Annotated in this window: 16 protein-coding genes and 1 pseudogene; 12 read left to right on the top strand and 5 right to left on the bottom strand. The window is 59.9% G+C overall.

The genetic code is table 11. The features are described 5' to 3' along the window. From K8W16_RS00235 to K8W16_RS00225, 3 genes are all read left to right on the top strand, one after another. The coding region (locus K8W16_RS00235; RefSeq protein WP_304120134.1) for an OmpP1/FadL family transporter at positions 1-719 on the top strand (719 nt) is incomplete at its 5' end. Between the two features lie 213 nt (positions 720-932). After that, positions 933-1,652, top strand: coding sequence for a dihydrofolate reductase family protein (locus tag K8W16_RS00230; protein ID WP_304120136.1), 720 nt, complete (start codon positions 933-935; stop codon positions 1,650-1,652). A 195-nt stretch (positions 1,653-1,847) separates the two neighbouring features. After that, a complete protein-coding gene (locus K8W16_RS00225) occupies positions 1,848-2,774 on the top strand; it encodes a lysine exporter LysO family protein (protein ID WP_304120132.1) in 927 nt (308 codons plus the stop codon). Positions 2,775-2,835: 61 nt separating this feature from the next. On the opposite strand, the gene K8W16_RS00220 is transcribed toward K8W16_RS00225, so the two are convergent. Further along, complete coding sequence (locus K8W16_RS00220; protein WP_304120130.1) at positions 2,836-3,633, bottom strand: sulfite exporter TauE/SafE family protein; 798 nt, start codon at positions 3,631-3,633, stop codon at positions 2,836-2,838. A gap of 265 nt (positions 3,634-3,898) precedes the next feature. Here K8W16_RS00220 and K8W16_RS00215 point away from each other — a divergent pair, with 265 nt between their 5' ends. From K8W16_RS00215 to rlmN, 6 genes are all read left to right on the top strand, one after another. After that, a complete protein-coding gene (locus K8W16_RS00215; protein ID WP_304120128.1) occupies positions 3,899-4,807 on the top strand; it encodes an AraC family transcriptional regulator in 909 nt (302 codons plus the stop codon). Between the two features lie 88 nt (positions 4,808-4,895). After that, entirely contained in the window at positions 4,896-5,510 is a 615-nt protein-coding gene (locus tag K8W16_RS00210; protein ID WP_304120127.1) for an MBL fold metallo-hydrolase, read from the top strand. A gap of 51 nt (positions 5,511-5,561) precedes the next feature. After that, positions 5,562-6,131: a flavodoxin family protein gene (locus K8W16_RS00205; RefSeq protein ID WP_304120125.1), complete on the top strand. Its 570-nt coding sequence runs from the start codon at positions 5,562-5,564 to the stop codon at positions 6,129-6,131. 191 nt (positions 6,132-6,322) lie between these two features. After that, positions 6,323-6,955, top strand: a complete 633-nt coding sequence (locus tag K8W16_RS00200) for a ComF family protein (RefSeq protein ID WP_304120123.1) — start codon at positions 6,323-6,325, stop codon at positions 6,953-6,955. 126 nt (positions 6,956-7,081) lie between these two features. Continuing rightward, positions 7,082-8,176 carry a tRNA-dihydrouridine synthase gene (locus K8W16_RS00195; protein WP_304120121.1) on the top strand — a complete coding sequence of 365 codons (1,095 nt, stop codon included), beginning with the start codon at positions 7,082-7,084 and terminating at the stop codon, positions 8,174-8,176. A 25-nt stretch (positions 8,177-8,201) separates the two neighbouring features. Further along, positions 8,202-9,299, top strand: coding sequence for a 23S rRNA (adenine(2503)-C(2))-methyltransferase RlmN (gene rlmN / locus K8W16_RS00190; RefSeq protein ID WP_304120120.1), 1,098 nt, complete (start codon positions 8,202-8,204; stop codon positions 9,297-9,299). 95 nt (positions 9,300-9,394) lie between these two features. Here the strand turns inward: rlmN and yddG are convergent, their stop codons facing one another. Continuing rightward, positions 9,395-10,294, bottom strand: coding sequence for an aromatic amino acid DMT transporter YddG (gene yddG, locus K8W16_RS00185; RefSeq protein WP_304120119.1), 900 nt, complete (start codon positions 10,292-10,294; stop codon positions 9,395-9,397). 1,241 nt (positions 10,295-11,535) lie between these two features. Between yddG and K8W16_RS00180 the strand changes: the two genes are divergently transcribed. Both K8W16_RS00180 and K8W16_RS00175 read left to right on the top strand, forming a co-directional pair. Continuing rightward, complete coding sequence (locus K8W16_RS00180) at positions 11,536-12,237, top strand: TetR/AcrR family transcriptional regulator (protein WP_304120118.1); 702 nt, start codon at positions 11,536-11,538, stop codon at positions 12,235-12,237. Continuing rightward, positions 12,230-13,342 carry a glycoside hydrolase family 3 protein gene (locus tag K8W16_RS00175; RefSeq protein ID WP_304120117.1) on the top strand — a complete coding sequence of 371 codons (1,113 nt, stop codon included), beginning with the start codon at positions 12,230-12,232 and terminating at the stop codon, positions 13,340-13,342. Before K8W16_RS00180 ends, K8W16_RS00175 begins: the two co-directional genes overlap by 8 nt. Positions 13,343-13,657: 315 nt before the next feature. On the opposite strand, the gene K8W16_RS00170 is transcribed toward K8W16_RS00175, so the two are convergent. Both K8W16_RS00170 and K8W16_RS00165 read right to left on the bottom strand, forming a co-directional pair. Then, positions 13,658-14,338, bottom strand: coding sequence for a DUF3298 and DUF4163 domain-containing protein (locus K8W16_RS00170; protein ID WP_304120116.1), 681 nt, complete (start codon positions 14,336-14,338; stop codon positions 13,658-13,660). Positions 14,339-14,381: 43 nt separating this feature from the next. Continuing rightward, a complete protein-coding gene (locus K8W16_RS00165; protein WP_304120114.1) occupies positions 14,382-14,972 on the bottom strand; it encodes a DNA-3-methyladenine glycosylase I in 591 nt (196 codons plus the stop codon). Between the two features lie 181 nt (positions 14,973-15,153). Between K8W16_RS00165 and K8W16_RS00160 the strand changes: the two genes are divergently transcribed. Then, entirely contained in the window at positions 15,154-16,293 is a 1,140-nt protein-coding gene (locus K8W16_RS00160) for an MFS transporter (protein ID WP_304120112.1), read from the top strand. A 141-nt stretch (positions 16,294-16,434) separates the two neighbouring features. On the opposite strand, the pseudogene K8W16_RS00155 reads toward K8W16_RS00160, so the two are convergent. After that, positions 16,435-17,178, bottom strand: a pseudogene (locus tag K8W16_RS00155) (hypothetical protein); the annotation flags it as partial.

Raw genomic sequence — 17,178 nt, 5'->3', positions numbered from 1 at the left:
TTGCTCATGCCGACGCGCGTATCCATTCCGAAAACGGCTATGCCTTCGGTTACAACTTCGGCCTGCACGCCCGCTTCAACGACCAGTGGAGCGCAGGCCTGACCTACCGCGCCAGCGAAGACATGACCTTCGACGGCAGCGCCCGCTTTCGCTTTTCCGGCGATGCTTCCGGGATATACGCTCTGCAGCAAGTCATGCGGAACTGCGATGCCGACGGCAAGCTCTCCATCCCCGACGTCATCACCCTCGGCGTGATGTACAAACCCCTGCCCAACCTGAGCTTTGAAGGTGACGTGGCCTACACGGTGTGGAGCCGCTACCGCAATCTCACCATCAACCTGCACAACGGAACGCCCACCTTCTTCGAGCAGAAGAACTGGCGCGACACCTGGGCTTTCACCTTCGGCGTGGAATACGCGCCTCTGGACTGGCTGACCCTGCGTGCGGGCTTCACCTATGAAACCTCGCCCCTTAAGGACGACAACTGCTACGACTACCTCGTGCCCTCCAACGGCCGCAACTACTACACCCTGGGCGCGGGCTTCAAGTACGAGAACTGGACCCTCGACCTTGCCTACATGTACATCGACGTACGTGATATCAATTATAAGGACAGGCCGGGCGAGCAGGGCGGTATTCCTCTTACCAGCACCTATAGCGGCCGGGCGCACAACAGCTATGCCCACAACTTCGGCCTGACCATAGGCTACAGGTTCTGAGCCTGCGCAACGCTCGTTTCACAGCACCAAGGGCCCCCGCTCCGGCAGGGGCCTTTTTTACGGTTTTCTTCCCCTCTGGCCTTTTTCCCTTTTTCCGGTACTATGGCCCGGCACGGACAGGGTTGACGTTTCGCCGCCGTCCGGCAAAAGAACGCCCGCGCCCGGCTTTTGTGCGAAGGTTTTTCCCGGGAGCGGAGTATGGAGAGGATCTTGATGAAAGAAAACAACATGCAGGAGCGGCCCTACGTCGTCTGCCACATGGCCATGTCGCTCGACGGGAAGGTGACGGGCGACTTTCTTCGCCTGTCCCGTTGCGAGTCTGCGCTGAATACCTATTACCGCATCAATCGCGACTATGCCGCGAGCGCCTACGCCTGCGGCCGCGTGACTATGGAGGAAAGCTTCACGAAAGGCTTCCGGCCCGACCTTTCCCGCTTCGGAGAGACGGTCATGCCTCCCATGGATCATGTGGCCGACGAGAATGCCTCCTTTTTCGCCGTGGCTTTTGACAGGCACGGGAGCCTCGGCTGGAAAGGTCCCCGCATAGAGGACGAAGATCCGGGCTACGGCGGCGCGCACATCATAGAGGTGCTCTGTGAAAGCGTGCCTCAGGCCTGCCTCGCCTATCTGCATGAGATGGGAGTGTCCTACATTTTCGCCGGGAAGGATGATATCGACCTGCCCCTGGCACTGCACAAGCTCAAGGCCGTTTTCGGCATACGCAGGCTTCTTTTGGAAGGGGGGAGCCTTCTGAACGGTTCCTTCCTCAGGGCGGACATGGTGGATGAGTTGAGCCTCGTGGTGCTTCCCGTCACGGGGAATGCTCAGGATAAAAGTCTGTTCGACCGGAGCGTGACGGCCCTTTTCCGCCTTGAGGAGACGGAAAGCCTTGAAAATGGGGCGGCCTGGTTGCGCTTCCGCAGGGAACGCTGATCGGCGTGTTCCGGTATCGGAGAAATTGAGGCTGAAAAGGGCGCCCGGTAGGAATCTTCGGCAAGTGTTGTCGGGGGCAGCGGCGTATTTTCCTGTCATGGGGACGGCAGGGCTGGGGAAGCCTTGTTCTGGGGGAGGCTTTTTCTTGGGTCTTCCGGCCGCAATGGCCGGAAAAAGTGTTTTACGGGGTCGGGAATGATTCTGGAAATGGGGCTTATCGCCGGGGGGGTGCCCGCGGGCTGGCTGTTTCGTCGCAGAGAGACCGTAGTGCGGAGAGTGAACACGGCTCTCGGCTGGACCGTCCGCATTATGCTTTTTCTGCTGGGCCTTTCCCTTGGGCTGGACGATACGCTCATCGGGCAGTTGAAGAGTCTCGGCCTGTATGCCGCATTCATCAGCGTGTTTTCCGTGGCGGGTTGTTTTGCGGCGGCGTGGCTTCTCGGGCGTTATGTATTCCCGGAATACGCCGCCGGGAAAGGCGCGGCGGAAGCCGGGGGAAGGGCGGCGAACGCTTCTTCCTTCGTGGCGCTGGGCTTTTTTGTGGCCGGGCTTCTTCTCGGCCGGATGCATGTTTTTCCTGAAGGACCGGTCGTCGGGGAGGCGGCGGTATGGGTGCTGTACCTGCTTCTGGTGCTCGCAGGCATGACGGTGGGCTTTGACCTCAGGGCTCTCGGCATTGTGCGGGAGATGAAGTGCCGCATCCTGTTCATCCCCCTGGGGGTGGTGGCGGGCACGCTTTGCGGGAGCGCCCTGGCGTGGCTTGCGCTTTCTTCCTTTTCCCGCCTTTCCCTGCCGGAATCGCTGGCCGTGGGCGCGGGCTTCGGCTATTACAGCCTGGCTACGGTGATCATGACGCGGCTCGGAGATGCGGCGCTGGGATCCGTAGCCCTGTTGTCCAACATGATCCATGAGGCCCTCGCCCTGCTTTTGCCGCCCTTTCTTGTGCGTTTTTCCGGCAGGCTCGGGCCGGTGCTTGCCGGGGGCGCGGCGGCCATGGATACCTGTCTGCCTGTCATAGCCCAGGTGAGCGGGGAGCGCTGCGCTGTCCTTGCAGTATTTTCCGGTATGTGCCTCACGCTTCTCGTACCTGTTGTCGTGCCGCTTCTCATGGCGCTGCGCTGAACCGTCCTTTTCCCCTGAAAAAAAAGGCCGCATTACTGCGGCCTTTTTGTGCGGAGAGTTCCTATATTGCGTCCAGGAGCATTTTTGTGGCGATGACGTAGAGGAAGCAGGCGAAGAATTTCTTGAGCTTGGGCACGGGGAGCTTGTGGGCTATGCCCGCGCCTATGGGCGCGGTAAGCATGCTCACCGCCACAATGCCGGCGAGCGCGGGAAGATAGACATAGCCCAGCGCGTATTCGGGCAGGCCCGGCACATTCCAGCCGTTGGTGATGAAGCCGAGGCATCCCGCGAAGGCTATGGGGAAGCCTATGGCGGCGGAAGTGCCCACGGCCCGGCGCATGTCCACGTTATGCCACACGAGGAAGGGCACGGAGAGCGTACCCCCGCCTATGCCCACAAGGCTGGATACCGCGCCGATGACGACGCCAGCGCCTGTCATGCCCGCAAATCCAGGCAGGGTGCGGCTGGCGGCGGGCTTCTTGTTCAGAAGCATGTTGGTGGCCACATAGTAGAGGAACACCGCGAAAAAGAGCTGAAGGTAGCGGCCCGGGATGCGGGCGGCGATGAAGGAACCGCCATAGGTGCCGATGAGTATGCCCAGAGCGATGGAGCGGAATACCTGCCAGTTCACGCCGCCGCGCCGGTGATGGGCCATGGCGCTGGAAACGGCGGTGAACATGATGCTGCCGAGCGACGTACCCACGGCCATGTGCATGGCCACATCCGGCGAAATGTTCAGCCACTGGAAGGAAAACACCAGCATGGGCACCACCACGGCGCCCCCGCCGATGCCGAGAAGCCCGGCCAGAAGGCCGGCCACCGCGCCGAGAGCGCAGTAAAGAAGTATTGAGGTTATCATACTTTCCCCCTGAGAAAACGATGCCTCATCATAACGGCTCACATACTCACGTCAATGCCGTTTCATGGCGGGAACATGCGCCTTATGCGACGGCAGAGCTGCGCAGTTGCCCGACGCCCGGCATGGCTTTTCTGTTTTCCGGCCTGTCCGGCCGGGGTTTGACAAGGCTCTTTCCCTGTGGAAGGATTTCCCGTAAAAGCAGGGAAGGGAGGCCCTTTCCGATTGCAATGCGCCCGGTTTTTGCGTGCCGGGAGAGGGAGAACACATGGAAGGAGCCTTTTCGGAGCTGGAATACGGCTATGCCCTGTTGAAAAAGCGCCTTATGGAGCTTATGCCGCGGCCGGGGAGGTACGCGTCGGGCCTTGCCGGAGTGACGCTGTTTCGCGGGGAGGAGGCCGCACGGCTGGAGAGCGCGTTCTGCCCGCCTTCCGTGGGGGTTGTCGTTCAGGGCTTTGAGGAAGCCGTCATGGGAGCGGAAACGCATGCCTGCGGCAGGGGACTCTATCTTCTGAACTGCGCGGGGATGCCCTGTTCTTTCCTTGTGCGGGAAGCAGGTGAGAAGATACCTTTTCTTTCCATGGCGCTGGAGCTGCGGGCTCCGCTTCTTTTTCAGCTCATGGCCGAGCTGCCCGGCAAAGGAGGGCTCCTGCCGCCTCCTTCTGAAAGCGCCCTGCGCACGGCCCGGATGACGCCTGAGCTGCTTTGCGCCTTTCTGCGCCTTGTAGACGCGGCAGGGGACGCGGACAAGGCAAAAGTGCTCGCCCCCATGATCGTGAGGGAAATCCATTTTTACCTGCTCATCGGGCCTCTCGGAAGCTGCCTCAGGAATTTTTATACGCCGGGCACGCCCGCCGCGCAGATAGCGCAGGCCACAGTCTACATGCGCGCCCATTGCGGGGAGAGGCTGCGCATGGAATCCCTGGCCCGCCTGGCCAACATGGCCGAATCCACCTTCAGCCGGAATTTCCGGAAAGTCACGTCCCTGAGTCCTCTGCAATTCCACAAGCGCCTCAAGCTCCATGAAGCGCGCAGGCTCATGATCCTGGAGAAGTGCAGCGCCGCCACTGCCTGTACTGCCGTGGGCTATGAGAGCAGGCAGCAGTTCACCCGGGAATACAAGCGCCTTTTCGGAAGGCCCCCCATGCGCGATATTATGGAAGGGGGCGGCGTGTAGGAGCGTTTTTTCCTCGCGTCTGCCTGCGTTGCGCAATGCGATTAAAAAAGGTAGAGCCATACACGAACATATTCATCGAGGAGCCGCCATGCCTGTCATCACTCTTCCTTTCGGCCCGCTGGAAGCCAACTGCCATATCGTGCACAACGGCAAAGACGCCGTTGTTTTCGACCCTTCCGATGAAACCGGTCTTGTGCTGAAAAAGCTTTCGGAAAACAACCTCACCCCGCGCGCCGTGGCGCTCACTCATCTGCACAGCGACCATTGCCTGGGCTGCGCCGACATGGCGAAGGCCACGGGGCTCACGGTGCTGGTAGGCATGGAGGACTGGGTGGACCGCGCCATGCTCCTTTGCCGGGGCATGTGTTTCGGCATGGACCTGAAGCCTTTCGAGGCGGAAACCCTCGCTCCCGGAGAAGTGGACTGGGGTACGCTGCACTGTCGCGTCCTTCATACTCCCGGTCATTCCGCCGGAAGCCTCTGTTACTATTTCGCGGACCTCGGCATCATCGTCACCGGCGATCTTCTTTTCTACCGTTCCGTGGGGCGCTGCGACCTGCCCGGCGGCAACGGCGACGAGCTTGTCCGCTCCCTGCGAGAGAAAATCTATACGCTCCCCGGCAATGTGGTCGTGTATCCCGGCCACGGCCCGGAAACCAGCATCGGCTACGAAGCCGCGCACAACTGCTATTGCCGCGCCTGAGTTTCCCGGAAAGTTTTTTCTCAGGGGAGCCGCGTAGGCTGGAGAACCTGCATGGCGGACGATACTCTTCTTGTTGCATGCAGCCCCCGCCGGGGGGGCAACAGCGATGAAGCCTCCCGCCTGCTGCATGATGCCCTGCCCGGGCAAAGCGTGGTGCTGAGACTGGTTGATCTTGGCGTGCGTCCGTGCGCTTCCTGCGGCTTCTGCGCCGCACACCCCGGATACTGCGCGCTGGACGATCCAGGCGACGGAGCGAAGGCGCTGTTTGAAGCCATGTTCCGCGCGCGTTTCTGCGTCATGATTTCCCCTGTGTATTTCTATCACCTTCCGGCCCAGGCCAAGGCCTTTGTGGATCGGGCGCAGCGCTTCTGGGCCTGCGGGGAAAAGCCCGGTCGGGGAAGGGAGCTCTCCGCCGTGCTTTTCGGGGCGCGTCTGAAGGGAGAAAAGCTTTTCGAAGGTGCGGAAAGGACGCTCCGATACATGGCCCTTGCCCTGGGGATGGAATGGCGCGAGCCTCTGCGCCTCTACGGGCTGGACGGGCCGGATGCGCTTGCGCAAAGCGCCCTGCACAGGGAAAGAATCCTGGAATATGCGTCAGTTCTCGGAGGAGAGATCCTGTGAGAGCAGCGTGCTCGGCCTTGTGGGAAGCCGTGAAGAGGGGTGCGGGAAGACTCGATTCAGCTTTGGGGCTTCGGGAAAGGCGTTGCGTGGCCTGTCGGGAACCTTTTGAAGCGCAGAGGCTGCCGAAAAAGAGTATACCTTCTCTGGAGGAAGCGGTCGCGTTTTTCCTCTGTCCCCGGTGCAGAAAGGACATGAAGCGGAGGGAGGCGGGGTTCTGCCCTTATTGCGGTGAGCCTTCTACTTTGGAAGATGCGCCCTGCGTGAGCTGTTCGGAGTGCCTGACGCATCTGCCGCCTTGGAATGACTTTCTCTTTTTCGGTGTGTACGAGGGACTTTTGCGTGAGCTCATGCTCCGCGCCAAATTCGGCGGCAGTCTTTCCGCTCTCGATATGCTGGGCTTTTTATTGGCAGGCGTATGCATTTCCCACTATGAGGCCTCGCCTCTGCCCGATGTTCTGATTCCCATGCCATTGCATGTTTCAAGGTTGCGGGAGAGGGGATTCAATCAGTGCAGGGAGCTGGCCCGCCCCGTGGCTGCGGCGCTGGATCTTCCTGTGGATACCGGGGTACTTGTGAAGCGCAAGGCGCTTATGCCGCAGTCTCTGCTGGACAGGGAGGCGCGCAGGAAACTCTCCCAGCCTTTTGAGGCGGCAGCGCGTGTGGACGGGCGGCATATTCTGCTCATCGACGATATCTGCACCACGAAAGCCACGCTGGAAAGGGCTACGGAATGTCTGCTTCTCGCGGGAGCCTCTCGTGTGGACGTGGCGGTGGTGGCCCGCTCCTCCCTCCATGAATCGGGCCCTGCCCAAGCCTTGCCATAAGCTTTTCCGCCTGCTATGGATAACGCCGGAAAACTCCGTGCTGCGGTACAAACGCAGGCCCCGTTCCCTGCTCTCGTGCCGTCAGCCTCAGCTCGGCCATGTTTTTTTCCGTGCCAAGGATAACCCATGAGCTCTCTTCCCCTTCGTCCCGACGCCCCATGGCTGGCTCCTCTGGCCGGCTGGTCCGACCTGCCTTTCCGCCTGCTCTGCCGTGAGATGGGGGCCGCCGTGTGCTGCACGGAAATGGTGAGCGCCAAGGGGCTTGTGTACGGCGGCCGCAATACCGAAGAGCTCCTGGCATGTACTGAGCCCGGAGGGGACAGGCTTGCCGACGGCTCCCTTGTCTGCGACACCCCCCTGGTGGTGCAGATTTTCGGCGCGGAAGCGGAGTTCATGGAAAAGGCCGTGCGTCTGCTTCAGGAGAGGGGCTTTTCCTGGTTCGACGTGAATATGGGCTGTTCCGTGCCCAAGGTGACGAAAACCGGCGCGGGCGCAGCCATGCTGCGCGACGTGCCCAATGCCCTGCGCGTGGCAGAAGCCGTCATACGCGCGGCTGGAGAGGGAAAAATCGGCTTCAAGCTCCGCCTCGGGTGGGATGACGGGCATGAAGTGTACCTGGAGCTTGCCCGCCGCCTTGCAGACATGGGCGCGGGCTGGGTGACGCTGCACCCCCGCCATGCGGTGCAGGGCTTTTCCGGCCTGCCGCGCTTTTCCGCTATTGCGGAGCTTGCCTCCGAGCTTTCCGTGCCCGTGGTGGCGAGCGGCGACCTTTTCACCGCCGGGGACGGCATCCGCGTCCTTCGGGAGACGGGAGCAGCGTCCGTTATGTACGCGCGGGGGGCGCTGAAGAATCCTGCCATTTTTTCCCGGCACCGGGAGATGATTGCGCGGGGTGCGCTGGAAGGAGCGCTTCCGGAGGTGACGGCTCCGGTTTGTTCGTCGAAGCCGGGGGGGCTGAACGCGGGAGTGCAGCAGGCATTTGAAGCGCTCGACCATGTCCCTGCGGACAAGGGGGAGCTTGCCCTTGTCATACGCCGCCACGCCTTTCTTGCACGGCATTATTCGCCGCATCTCGCCCTTTTGAAAATGCGCACCTTTGTGCCCCGCTATGTGAAAAATCTCGACGGGGCAAGGGCGCTGCGCCAGCAGATCGTTTCCTGTACGGGGTGGGATGAGCTGGACGCCATACTGGAACGTCACTTTTGCGACACAAGCAACTGACCGCCCTGCGGCCTGAGGATAAACCATGTCTACCCCAATCAAAGTCAATCTCTGTGATCTTCCCTATCCCGCCCTTGAACGCTTCGTCGTGGAGGAGCTGGGGGCGAAAAAGTTCCGTGCCCAGCAGATCTGGCAGTGGATATGGGTGAAGAACGCGGCCGGTTTTGACGTGATGACCGACATTTCCCAGGCGGACAGGGAAAAGCTGGCCGGCCTTGCCGAGATCCGCTGGCCTGCCATTGCCGACGTGCGCGTAAGCTCCGACGGCACGACCAAATTTCTGCTGGAGCTTGCCGACGGGGAACTGGTGGAAACTGTGCTTATCCCGAGCGAAGCTCCGAAGCGCCCCAACGACCTTTCCGTGCGCATGACGCAGTGCGTCTCCACGCAGGTGGGCTGCGCCATGGCCTGTTCCTTCTGCAGCACGGGAAAACTCGGCTTTACCCGCAACATGACCATGGGCGAGATACTGGGACAGATTCAGGTGGCCCGCGCCTATGTGCACGATACGCAACCGGAGAGGCCCATCATCCGCAATATCGTGTACATGGGCATGGGCGAGCCTCTGCTCAACCTGAAGAACGTCATGGATTCCCTGCGTACGCTGGAACATCCCCGGGGGCTGGCCTTTTCTCCCCGGCGCATCACGGTTTCCACCTGCGGCATAGAGGCGGGCATGCGGGAATTCGGCGACAGCGGGCTCGCCTTCCTTGCCGTGTCCCTGCATGCGCCCAATCAGGAGCTCAGGGAAAAGCTCATGCCCCGGGCCTCACACTGGCATCTGGATGATCTGGTCGCCGCGCTGGAAAATTATCCTCTGAAGACCAGGGAACGCATCACCTTGGAATACCTCGTCATAGCCGGGGTGAACGATCAGGCCGAACATGTGCGGCAGCTCGCGCGCATCTGTGCGCGCCTCAAGGCGAAACTCAACCTCATTCCCTATAATCCCACGCCGGGCACGTCCTATCAGGCACCCACGCCGGAAGAACTTCTGCGTTTTGAAAAGGCCCTCTGGGCCAAGGATATTACTGCCATAGTGCGCAAGAGCAAGGGGCAGGACATAGAGGCCGCCTGCGGCCAGCTCCGTGCCGCCCACGACGCGGCGAAGATGCAGGCATGATACGGGGCTGTTTCTTCGTCCCTGCATGATGCGTAAAAGTATATGTTGAAAAGCCCGCCTCCGGGAAAGGGAGACGGGCTTTTGCAGAGCTGTCTTTATTTCCTCATGACGGTGGAGCTCCAGCATAGGAGCGAGCCGAACACGATGACGGCCACGCCCTGCCAGAAGGCTCCGTCGAGGCTTGCCCCTATCCATACCGTGGCGAAGAGGCAGGAAAGTACCGGTGTGAAGTAGGAGGCTATGGCCAGAATGGTGATATTGCCCTTTGTCACGCCGTAACTCCACGCGGCGTAAGAGCCGCCCATGGCCGCGGCTCCCACCACGACGCTGACCCAGCCCATGAAGGAGCCGTGGGAAATGTCGCCGTAGCCCGCCGCCCAGAGACAGGAGAACAGAACGCTGTCGATGGCGAACACGATGAGCGTGGGGTTCTGGCCGTTGGACCATGCTCTGGTGAAGTTGGAGTATGCGGCCCAGGCCATTGCGCCGCAGAAGGCGAGCACATAGCTCCACGGGTTCTGCTGAACGTGCAGCCAGATTTCTCCAGGCTGTATGCCTTGCTCCCCGCCAAGCACAAGCATCACACCGAGAAAGCTGATGACGACGCCGGGCACTATCCACCAGCGCGCCTTCTGCCCGTTGAAGAGTACGGCGAAAAGCACCACAAGGCAGGGCCAGAGGTAATTGACCATGCCTACTTCCACGGTCTGCTGCCCCCCGTCGGAGAGATACAGCGACAGGGAAAAGCAGATGGAACAGACATTGGCCATGGGTATCCCCAGAAAAAGATATTTTCTGGGATAGGCCTTCAGCTTGGGCCTGCCGAGCAGGAAGAAGAGAAAGACGCAGGTGGAGATATACAGGATGCTCAGCCCGGCAGCCAGGCCGAACTGCTCCGTGATGCTCCGCACGAGTCCCACGGACATGCCCCAGCAGAGGGGGGCGGTAAGGCCGAGAAGTGTGGCTTTGTGGCTTGCTGAGGGGAGAAAGGACATGAGAAACTCCTTGTGTGGAGCATGAGGTCGGAGAATCTGGGTAGTGAGGGCCTTTTTCTTCAAGCCCGGAACATAGGGAAAGCGTTGTCTTTCAGCGTGTGCCGGGCCGTTGCGCCGCACGGAGCATTTCAGGGCGTTTTTAAGGGGAATGTAAGGCAGCAATACTGTGATCAGGTTGTTGTATTTCCACGTCTTTTGCAGCGCCGTGCGTACGCGGCTGCCCTTGTGCCAGTTTTTTGTGTTTTGTCAAGGGGAAAAGCTCCGAAGGAACAGGCGGAAGGGAGAAAAAGCGTTTTTTGTCTTGACAGAACGGGGAGAGTAGTTCAAATTCAAATTTAGATTTTAGTTGCGCCGCAAAAGGCGGCAGGTTCCCGCTGATAGGGAGAAATTTCGCTCGTGGTGCGTCTGGGATAATCCTCTCCATTCCCTGACGCGCAAGCCGCTTTGCGGGGAAGGACGGCGAAGCGCCATGAAGAGATACGCATGGTGCTGCCACCCCGTGCGGTTGTGTAAGGTTCTGGGGCATGGCCGTCCACAATGCCCCAGTTTCTTTTTTCTGTTGCACTCACTCCATGGAAGTCGCGCTGCTTATCTGCGCGGCTTTTTTGGTGTCGGACAGATTTTTTTATTTCGACGCGGGTCCTTGCGGAAAGGTTTTCATCATGCCGGACTGCCGGGCTTGAGGGGGCGGAGGATACTTCCTTTCGTGTCTTCCCCGGCGGAACGGGGGAAGGCAGAGCTATTGAAAACATTTCCTTCTGCAAGATGCGGCGGCGCGGGGCGCATTGGCTTTTGAAGGGCAGGGGATTTTTCCGCTATCCTGCAAGGATGCGTAAGAGTTTTCTGGCGGCGGTTGCGACGGTGGAGAATGATCCGGGGGAAGTTCCCCCAGCTTCCGGGCGGAACATGCCGGATGCCGTGTTTTCCGTGAAACAGGGGCATGGCGCCGTGTTTTTTTGTGCCCTGCCGGCGTCGACATATGCCGTACTGTCTCCGCTTCGGTAGATGGTTCCACACGAGAGGCCGGAGCAGTATCCATGCCGGAGAACTTCAGCCTGTGCGGGAGAAAAGAGTGCCGTTGCGAGTCGGCTCTTCTTGCCGTATGCTGAAAAATGACTTCCCGCCGCAAAGCGGGAGAAAGGGCCTTGGCCGCCCTTTTTTACGGGCTTTCAGCCGGTGGAGAGTTCCGTCCGTTTTTCATGCATGTCCTTCCGGGCATGCTGCAAGAGAGGTTGCCACGCATGCTGTTTTTTTCCCGCAAGAAACATTCCCGTGAAGATGGAGAGGCAACGCGCCGCCAGATTCTCGGCACGGCCGTGCGTCTTTTCGCCGAGCACGGCTATGCCGACACTACAAGCAAGATGATCTGCCGGGAGGCGGGCGTCAATATTGCGGCAGTGAATTACTATTTCGGCAGCCGCGACGATCTGTACCGAGCCGTGCTGGACGAAGTGCATGAGCATATTGTGAACGAGAGGGAAATGGCCGTCATCACCTCGGCCGACCTTCCTGTGCGGAAAAAGCTGGAAAAGGTGCTCGACGCCTATATCGACACCGTGTTCAACGGGGAGAGCTGGTACGCAAGAATATGGGCCCATGAGCTTATAGCCCCTTCCCCTTTGGGGGGTGTGGCTTTTCTTGCGGGTACGATTTCCAAGGAACGGAGCATCGGCTCCCTTTTATCGGAACTGACGGGCATCCCCCGGGATGATCCGGCCCTCCAGACCTGCATTATTACAGTCATGGCTCCGTACCTGCTCATGCTCTGCGTGCAGAGGGACATGGCCCGAACCCTGACTTCGGTATTTGATTACCGCAAGGAAGAGGTGAACCGTCATTTTAAAATCCTGCTTTTTGCGGCGCTGAGGGAGTTTTCAGGGCGCTACGCCCGGGGGGAACTGCCTCCTGTCCTGCCTTCTGGTGTGGAGGAAGGGCATGCGTAGTATTTTTTCGTGGGTATTTTTCGTATGCGCGATGTTTACTTCGGGTTGTTCCTTGACCCGTCAGGAGTCCGCCGCCCCTTCTCTGGAAGAGATGGCCGGAGCCATGATCATGGTGGGCTTTCAGGGGACGAGCGCGCCGCCTTCTCTTCTGAAGGCCGTGTCCGAAGGGCATGTTGGAGGTATCATCCTTTTCGATAAAGGGAAGAAGGAGGGGGAACGCTATAATATTGAATCCCCCGCACAGGTGAAGGCACTGGCATCGTCGCTTCAGGACGCGTCGCCGCGTACGTTGCTTATTGCCGTGGATCAGGAAGGCGGCAAGGTGTGCCGCCTGAAAACGGAATACGGTTTTTCCGCCCTGCCTTCTGCCGAAGAGATGGGGCGCATGGATGAGACAAAGGTGCGTGCCCTGGGCCTGCGTTCGGGTCGGGAGATGTTTTCTCTCGGCATCAATGTAGACCTTGCGCCGGTGGCGGATGTACGCGTTTCTCCCCAGAGTCCGGGACTCGGTGATGTGGGCCGCCTTTTCGGCAATGAGCCTGAAAAGGTGACAAGGTGCGCCCTTGCTTTTGCTGACGGGCTGTATGAAGCGGGCGTTCTGCCCGCGCTCAAGCATTTTCCCGGGCTCGGCAGCGCGGGAAAGGACTCGCACCACGATTTGCCGGATGTGACGGGGAGCTGGAGTGAACGGGAGCTCCTGCCCTATAAAGAGGCTTTCCGCCGTGGATGGCCGGGCATGGTGCTCGTGGCCCATATCTATCACCGGGCTATGGATGAAGCTCTGCCTTCTTCTCTTTCTCCCGCCGTGATCAACGGCATGCTTCGTCGGGGGCTCGGCTGGAGGGGCGTTGTCATAAGCGACGATTTACAGATGGGAGCCGTGTACAGGGGGCGTTCCCTGGAGGAGAGGGTGCGCCTCGCCATTCTTGCCGGCAACGATATTCTGCTTTTCGGCAACTATCTCCATTACGATCCTTTGCTGCACGAAAAGCTGTTTCGGATCATCCTTGCCCTTGTACAAAGCGGCGAGGTAAGCCGTGAGCGGTTGGAAGAGTCGTGGCGGCGTATCGAGTCCATGAAGGCGAATATTCCTTCCGTGCGCTGAGCACAGTACGTTATGCCCTGAGAACAACCGGACCGTGTATCCGCCGAAGGGAAATCCTGTCGGCGGATTTTTCATGGAAAGGCGCTTCAGGAGCGTTGTCTGTGGAATTTTTGCCTGTGTGAACAGTTCTGTTCGGCGCAGTTTTGTACGAAAGAGATGAACCGATATTTTCCCAGTGTGTCGCCGCCCGTTTTTTTGAAGGACGAAGCAATGCGTGAAAAGCAGGAAGAGGGAACAAGAGGCATGATGGGGGGATCTTTTGCCGGTGCGTCGTCGCCTCTTCTTTCTTCGAGGACAGTCCCGTGCGGGCAGGGTCTACTTCCAGTACTGCCTGTGCGGGGCCGCGCCGGCGAGTTCCCGGAGACTCAGCGTGACGGTAATGACGCCGTCCGCCCAGGATGCCACCTGATAAGGGCTGAAGTAGAAGGTGATGCCGTCCTTTTCCAGAAGAAAGGTGCTGAAATTGTCCACCTCAGGCATGGTGCCCGGCTTTACCATATCCTGGGAGAGGCCGCGCGCAAGGAGCTTTTCCCGCGAGAGCACGCTGATAAGGTGCAGGGCCTTTTCCCTGTTCTGAAAAAGGTCGTCAAAGCCGATGGATTCGCCTCCCGGAAGGGCGTAGTTCTGGGAATAGAGGACAAGGCCGCCGTGGGCTCCGCCGGTATACATGTATTCTTCCCACAACAGGGAGAGGGTTTTGCCGTTGCCGGAAAGGGTGGCTTTCAGGCTCATTTCCAGAGGGGGTGTGTCCGCTCCCCGGATTTCCCGCAGGGAGGGGTATTCCTCCTCTGCCCTTTCCCGAAAAGCGGCGGCTTTTCCGGCCACGGTCTCATCGGAAATCCTGTCGGCCCGCGCCAGGCCGGTTCTCGGCCAGGAAGCCTTGATGTTCACGGAAGAGGATAACTCCGTATAGGTGGACACGGCCGTTTCGGCAGCAAGGGCCGCTCCGGCGGGCAGGAGCAGGCAGGCGGACAGGAACAGGGAAACAAGTTTCATGGGGATCTCCTTGACGAGCTCTGCTTCAGAGCAGAGGGCAGGATCAGCCGTCGATCCAGGCGACCTTTGCCCCCTGCATGACGGCATGGAAGCGGGGGCAGGAGCGTTCATGGTCGTTGATGATGCCGCAGGCCTGAAGCATGGAATATACGGTGATGCTGCCCAGATGGCGGAAACCGCGCGCCTTCAGCTCCATGCTTATGCGGTCGGAAAGGGCGTTTTTGGCGGGGACGGCTCCGTCGTGCCCGGCATAGACGAGCATGCGGCCGTCGGTAAAATTCCAGAGCCATTCGTGGAAGGAGCCGAATTCCTTCTGCATGGCGAGGTAGGCGCGCGCATTGGCCGCTACGGATTCCACCTTGCGCCTTGAGCGTATCATGCCGGGCGCCAGCAGGGCCGCCTCGATATCGCGCTCCGTGAAGGCGGCAAGTTCCTCTGCCTGAAAGTCCGCGAGGACGCGGCGGAAAATATCCCTTTTTTTCAGCATGAGCAGCCAGCTCAGGCCGCATTGCATGACTTCCAGCATGAGGTGCTCGAAAAGCAGCCGGTCGTCGTGCACGGGCACGCCCCACTCCGTATCGTGATAGCGGCGCAGGAGTTCATGCGACAGGCACCATGTGCAGGCTTTCTCCATGACTTCCTCCTTCAGGGAAAAGTAGACCGTTTCTCCGGCGAAGTACAGGGGCGCTTGACAAGGCTCTCGCTCCGTCCTAGAGCTTGCCCTCGGGCGCGGAGTATTCCGCAGAGCCGGAAAGTCCGACACAGAGAGAAGGCGCGTGCCGCGTCCATAAAAGGCCGCTTTCAGGCGGCGGGGCATGACTATGAAGATGCCGGCCATAGGCCCGCGCTGGGCCTGTTCCTTTTTCTTTGCCGTGGTGGGGCTTGTTTACGGCAGCGTCATGTCGCGCATGCCGGCTCTCAAGGCTCAGGCTTTTTTGAATGATGCCGATGTGGGCATGGTTCTTTTGTGCATGGGGCTGGGAGGCCTTTGTTCCTTTCCTCTGGCGGGCTGGGCCATTGCGCGCACCAGCTGCCGCACCGTGCTTATGCTGGCTTCCGCTTTTCTTATCGCGCTCTTTCCCTGCATGGGTCTTGTTTCAGGCCTTTTTTCCGCCGCGCTTCTGTTCGCCCTTCTGGGTTTTGCCATAGGGGTGAACGATGTGGGCATCAACGCCGGTTCCATTCTGGTGGAAAGCTCCATGCGCCGGCCCGTCATTTCCTCCATGCATGCGCTTTACAGTTCCGGAGGCCTTCTTGGTGCGCTTTTCGGCTCCTGCATGGCGGCCGCAGGCGTGCCTCCGCTGGGCAATTTTCTCGGCGTGGCCCTTGTACTTTTGTGTCTCCTGCCTTTTTTCGCCTGCAACCTTCTGCACGATATCCCGCGCGGGCGCGAAAAGGGAGGAAGCCTGCGCCGCCCGCCTCTGTGGGTGCTCGTGTTCGGCCTGCTTCTGCTCTGTTCCTACTCTTCCGAAGGTTCGGTGGGGGAATGGGGAGTGCTGCTTCTGCATGAAGTGAAGGGGGCAACGGAGCAGACGGCCGCGCTGGCCTATGCCGCGTTTTCCATCGCCATGGTGGGCATGCGCTTTTTCGGCGACAGGCTGCGCGAGCATTTCGGCGATTCCCTGCTCATGCGCGTGTGCTCCGGCTGCGCCCTTGGAGGCATGCTGACGGCCCTTCTTTCACCCTGGCCTGCTCTCTGCCTCGCCGGTTACGCCTTCATGGGCCTGGGGCTTTCCGTCACGGTTCCTGTCCTGTTCAGCGCGGCGGGCAGGCGGCGTGATCTGCCTACCGGCACGGTGACAGCCTTCCTTTCCATGCTTGCCGCAAGCGGTCAGCTCTTCATTCCGCCCCTCATCGGTATGCTGGGTGCCGCGGTGGGCCTTCAGACGGCCATGGGCGTGGTGGTCCTTCTGTGCGCCGTCCTGTTCTTCGGCGCGGGAGTGGTGAGAAAATAGAGCCTGTACCGGAAAATCCTTTTGCAGGGCATGAAAAAAGGCCGGCTTGACCAGAGCCGGCCTTTGAGCATCCTTCCGCCAGGGGGACCGGTTTTCTCCCGGAATGACAGGAGGAGAAAAACGGTGGCAGAGGATCAAATACTAGAACTTATACCGGAAGTTCAGCGCAGCGCGCCAGGCGTTGGAGAAGTCGCCGTTGTCCCCGGCCGCGTTTCTCCACACGTTCCCGTCGAAGTCCTGGAAAGCATAGCTCAGCTCCAGCACGGAAACAAAGTTCTTGTAGATCTGATAGGTGGTGTCGAAGTCCACTTCCACTACATGGTCCTTGGTGGTGAGGTAGTTGGAGGGAGAGACGGATCCGCCGTACACGTTGTTGATGATGTTGGGCATGTTGCTGCTGTTGGTGCCCCGGAAGTAGGTCACGCGCAGATCGTGGGAGAGATCGTCGAGGAAGCTTATCTTGTTGAGCTGTGCGCTGATACCCCAGGTACCGCCGGCGCTGCCGTTATCAATGGTGTTGGCAATGTTGAAACGACCCTTGAAGTAGGAGCTCGCGCCAGGCTTGAAGCCGCCGGAAAGGAAGAGAGGCTGTTCGGAACCGTTGGTGACCTTGCTGTCGTCGCCGGAGGCGTACCAGCCCTTCAGAGTGGGCACGAACCAGGGCAGTTTGTATTCGGCAAGGGCCGCCACATACCAGCCGCCGCGCTCCGTGGAGGAGTTGCCGTTGTCTGTGCCGCTGTAATAGAAGTCCATGGCAAGACGCAGCGGGTCGAACATGGTGAACTCGCCGCCGAGGCCGGCGAACCAGATGGTGGAGTCGCTGTTGTCGGGTGTGACGGTCAGATTTCCGTTATTCCAGGAAAGACGGTTCATGCCGTTGAAGGG

Origin of the sequence: Mailhella massiliensis, assembly GCF_020741395.1 — a bacterium.
Taxonomy (GTDB): Bacteria; Desulfobacterota; Desulfovibrionia; order Desulfovibrionales; family Desulfovibrionaceae; genus Mailhella; species Mailhella massiliensis_A.
Note: the sequence above shows the minus strand (reverse complement) of the source record. Positions and strands in the feature narration are given on the sequence as shown.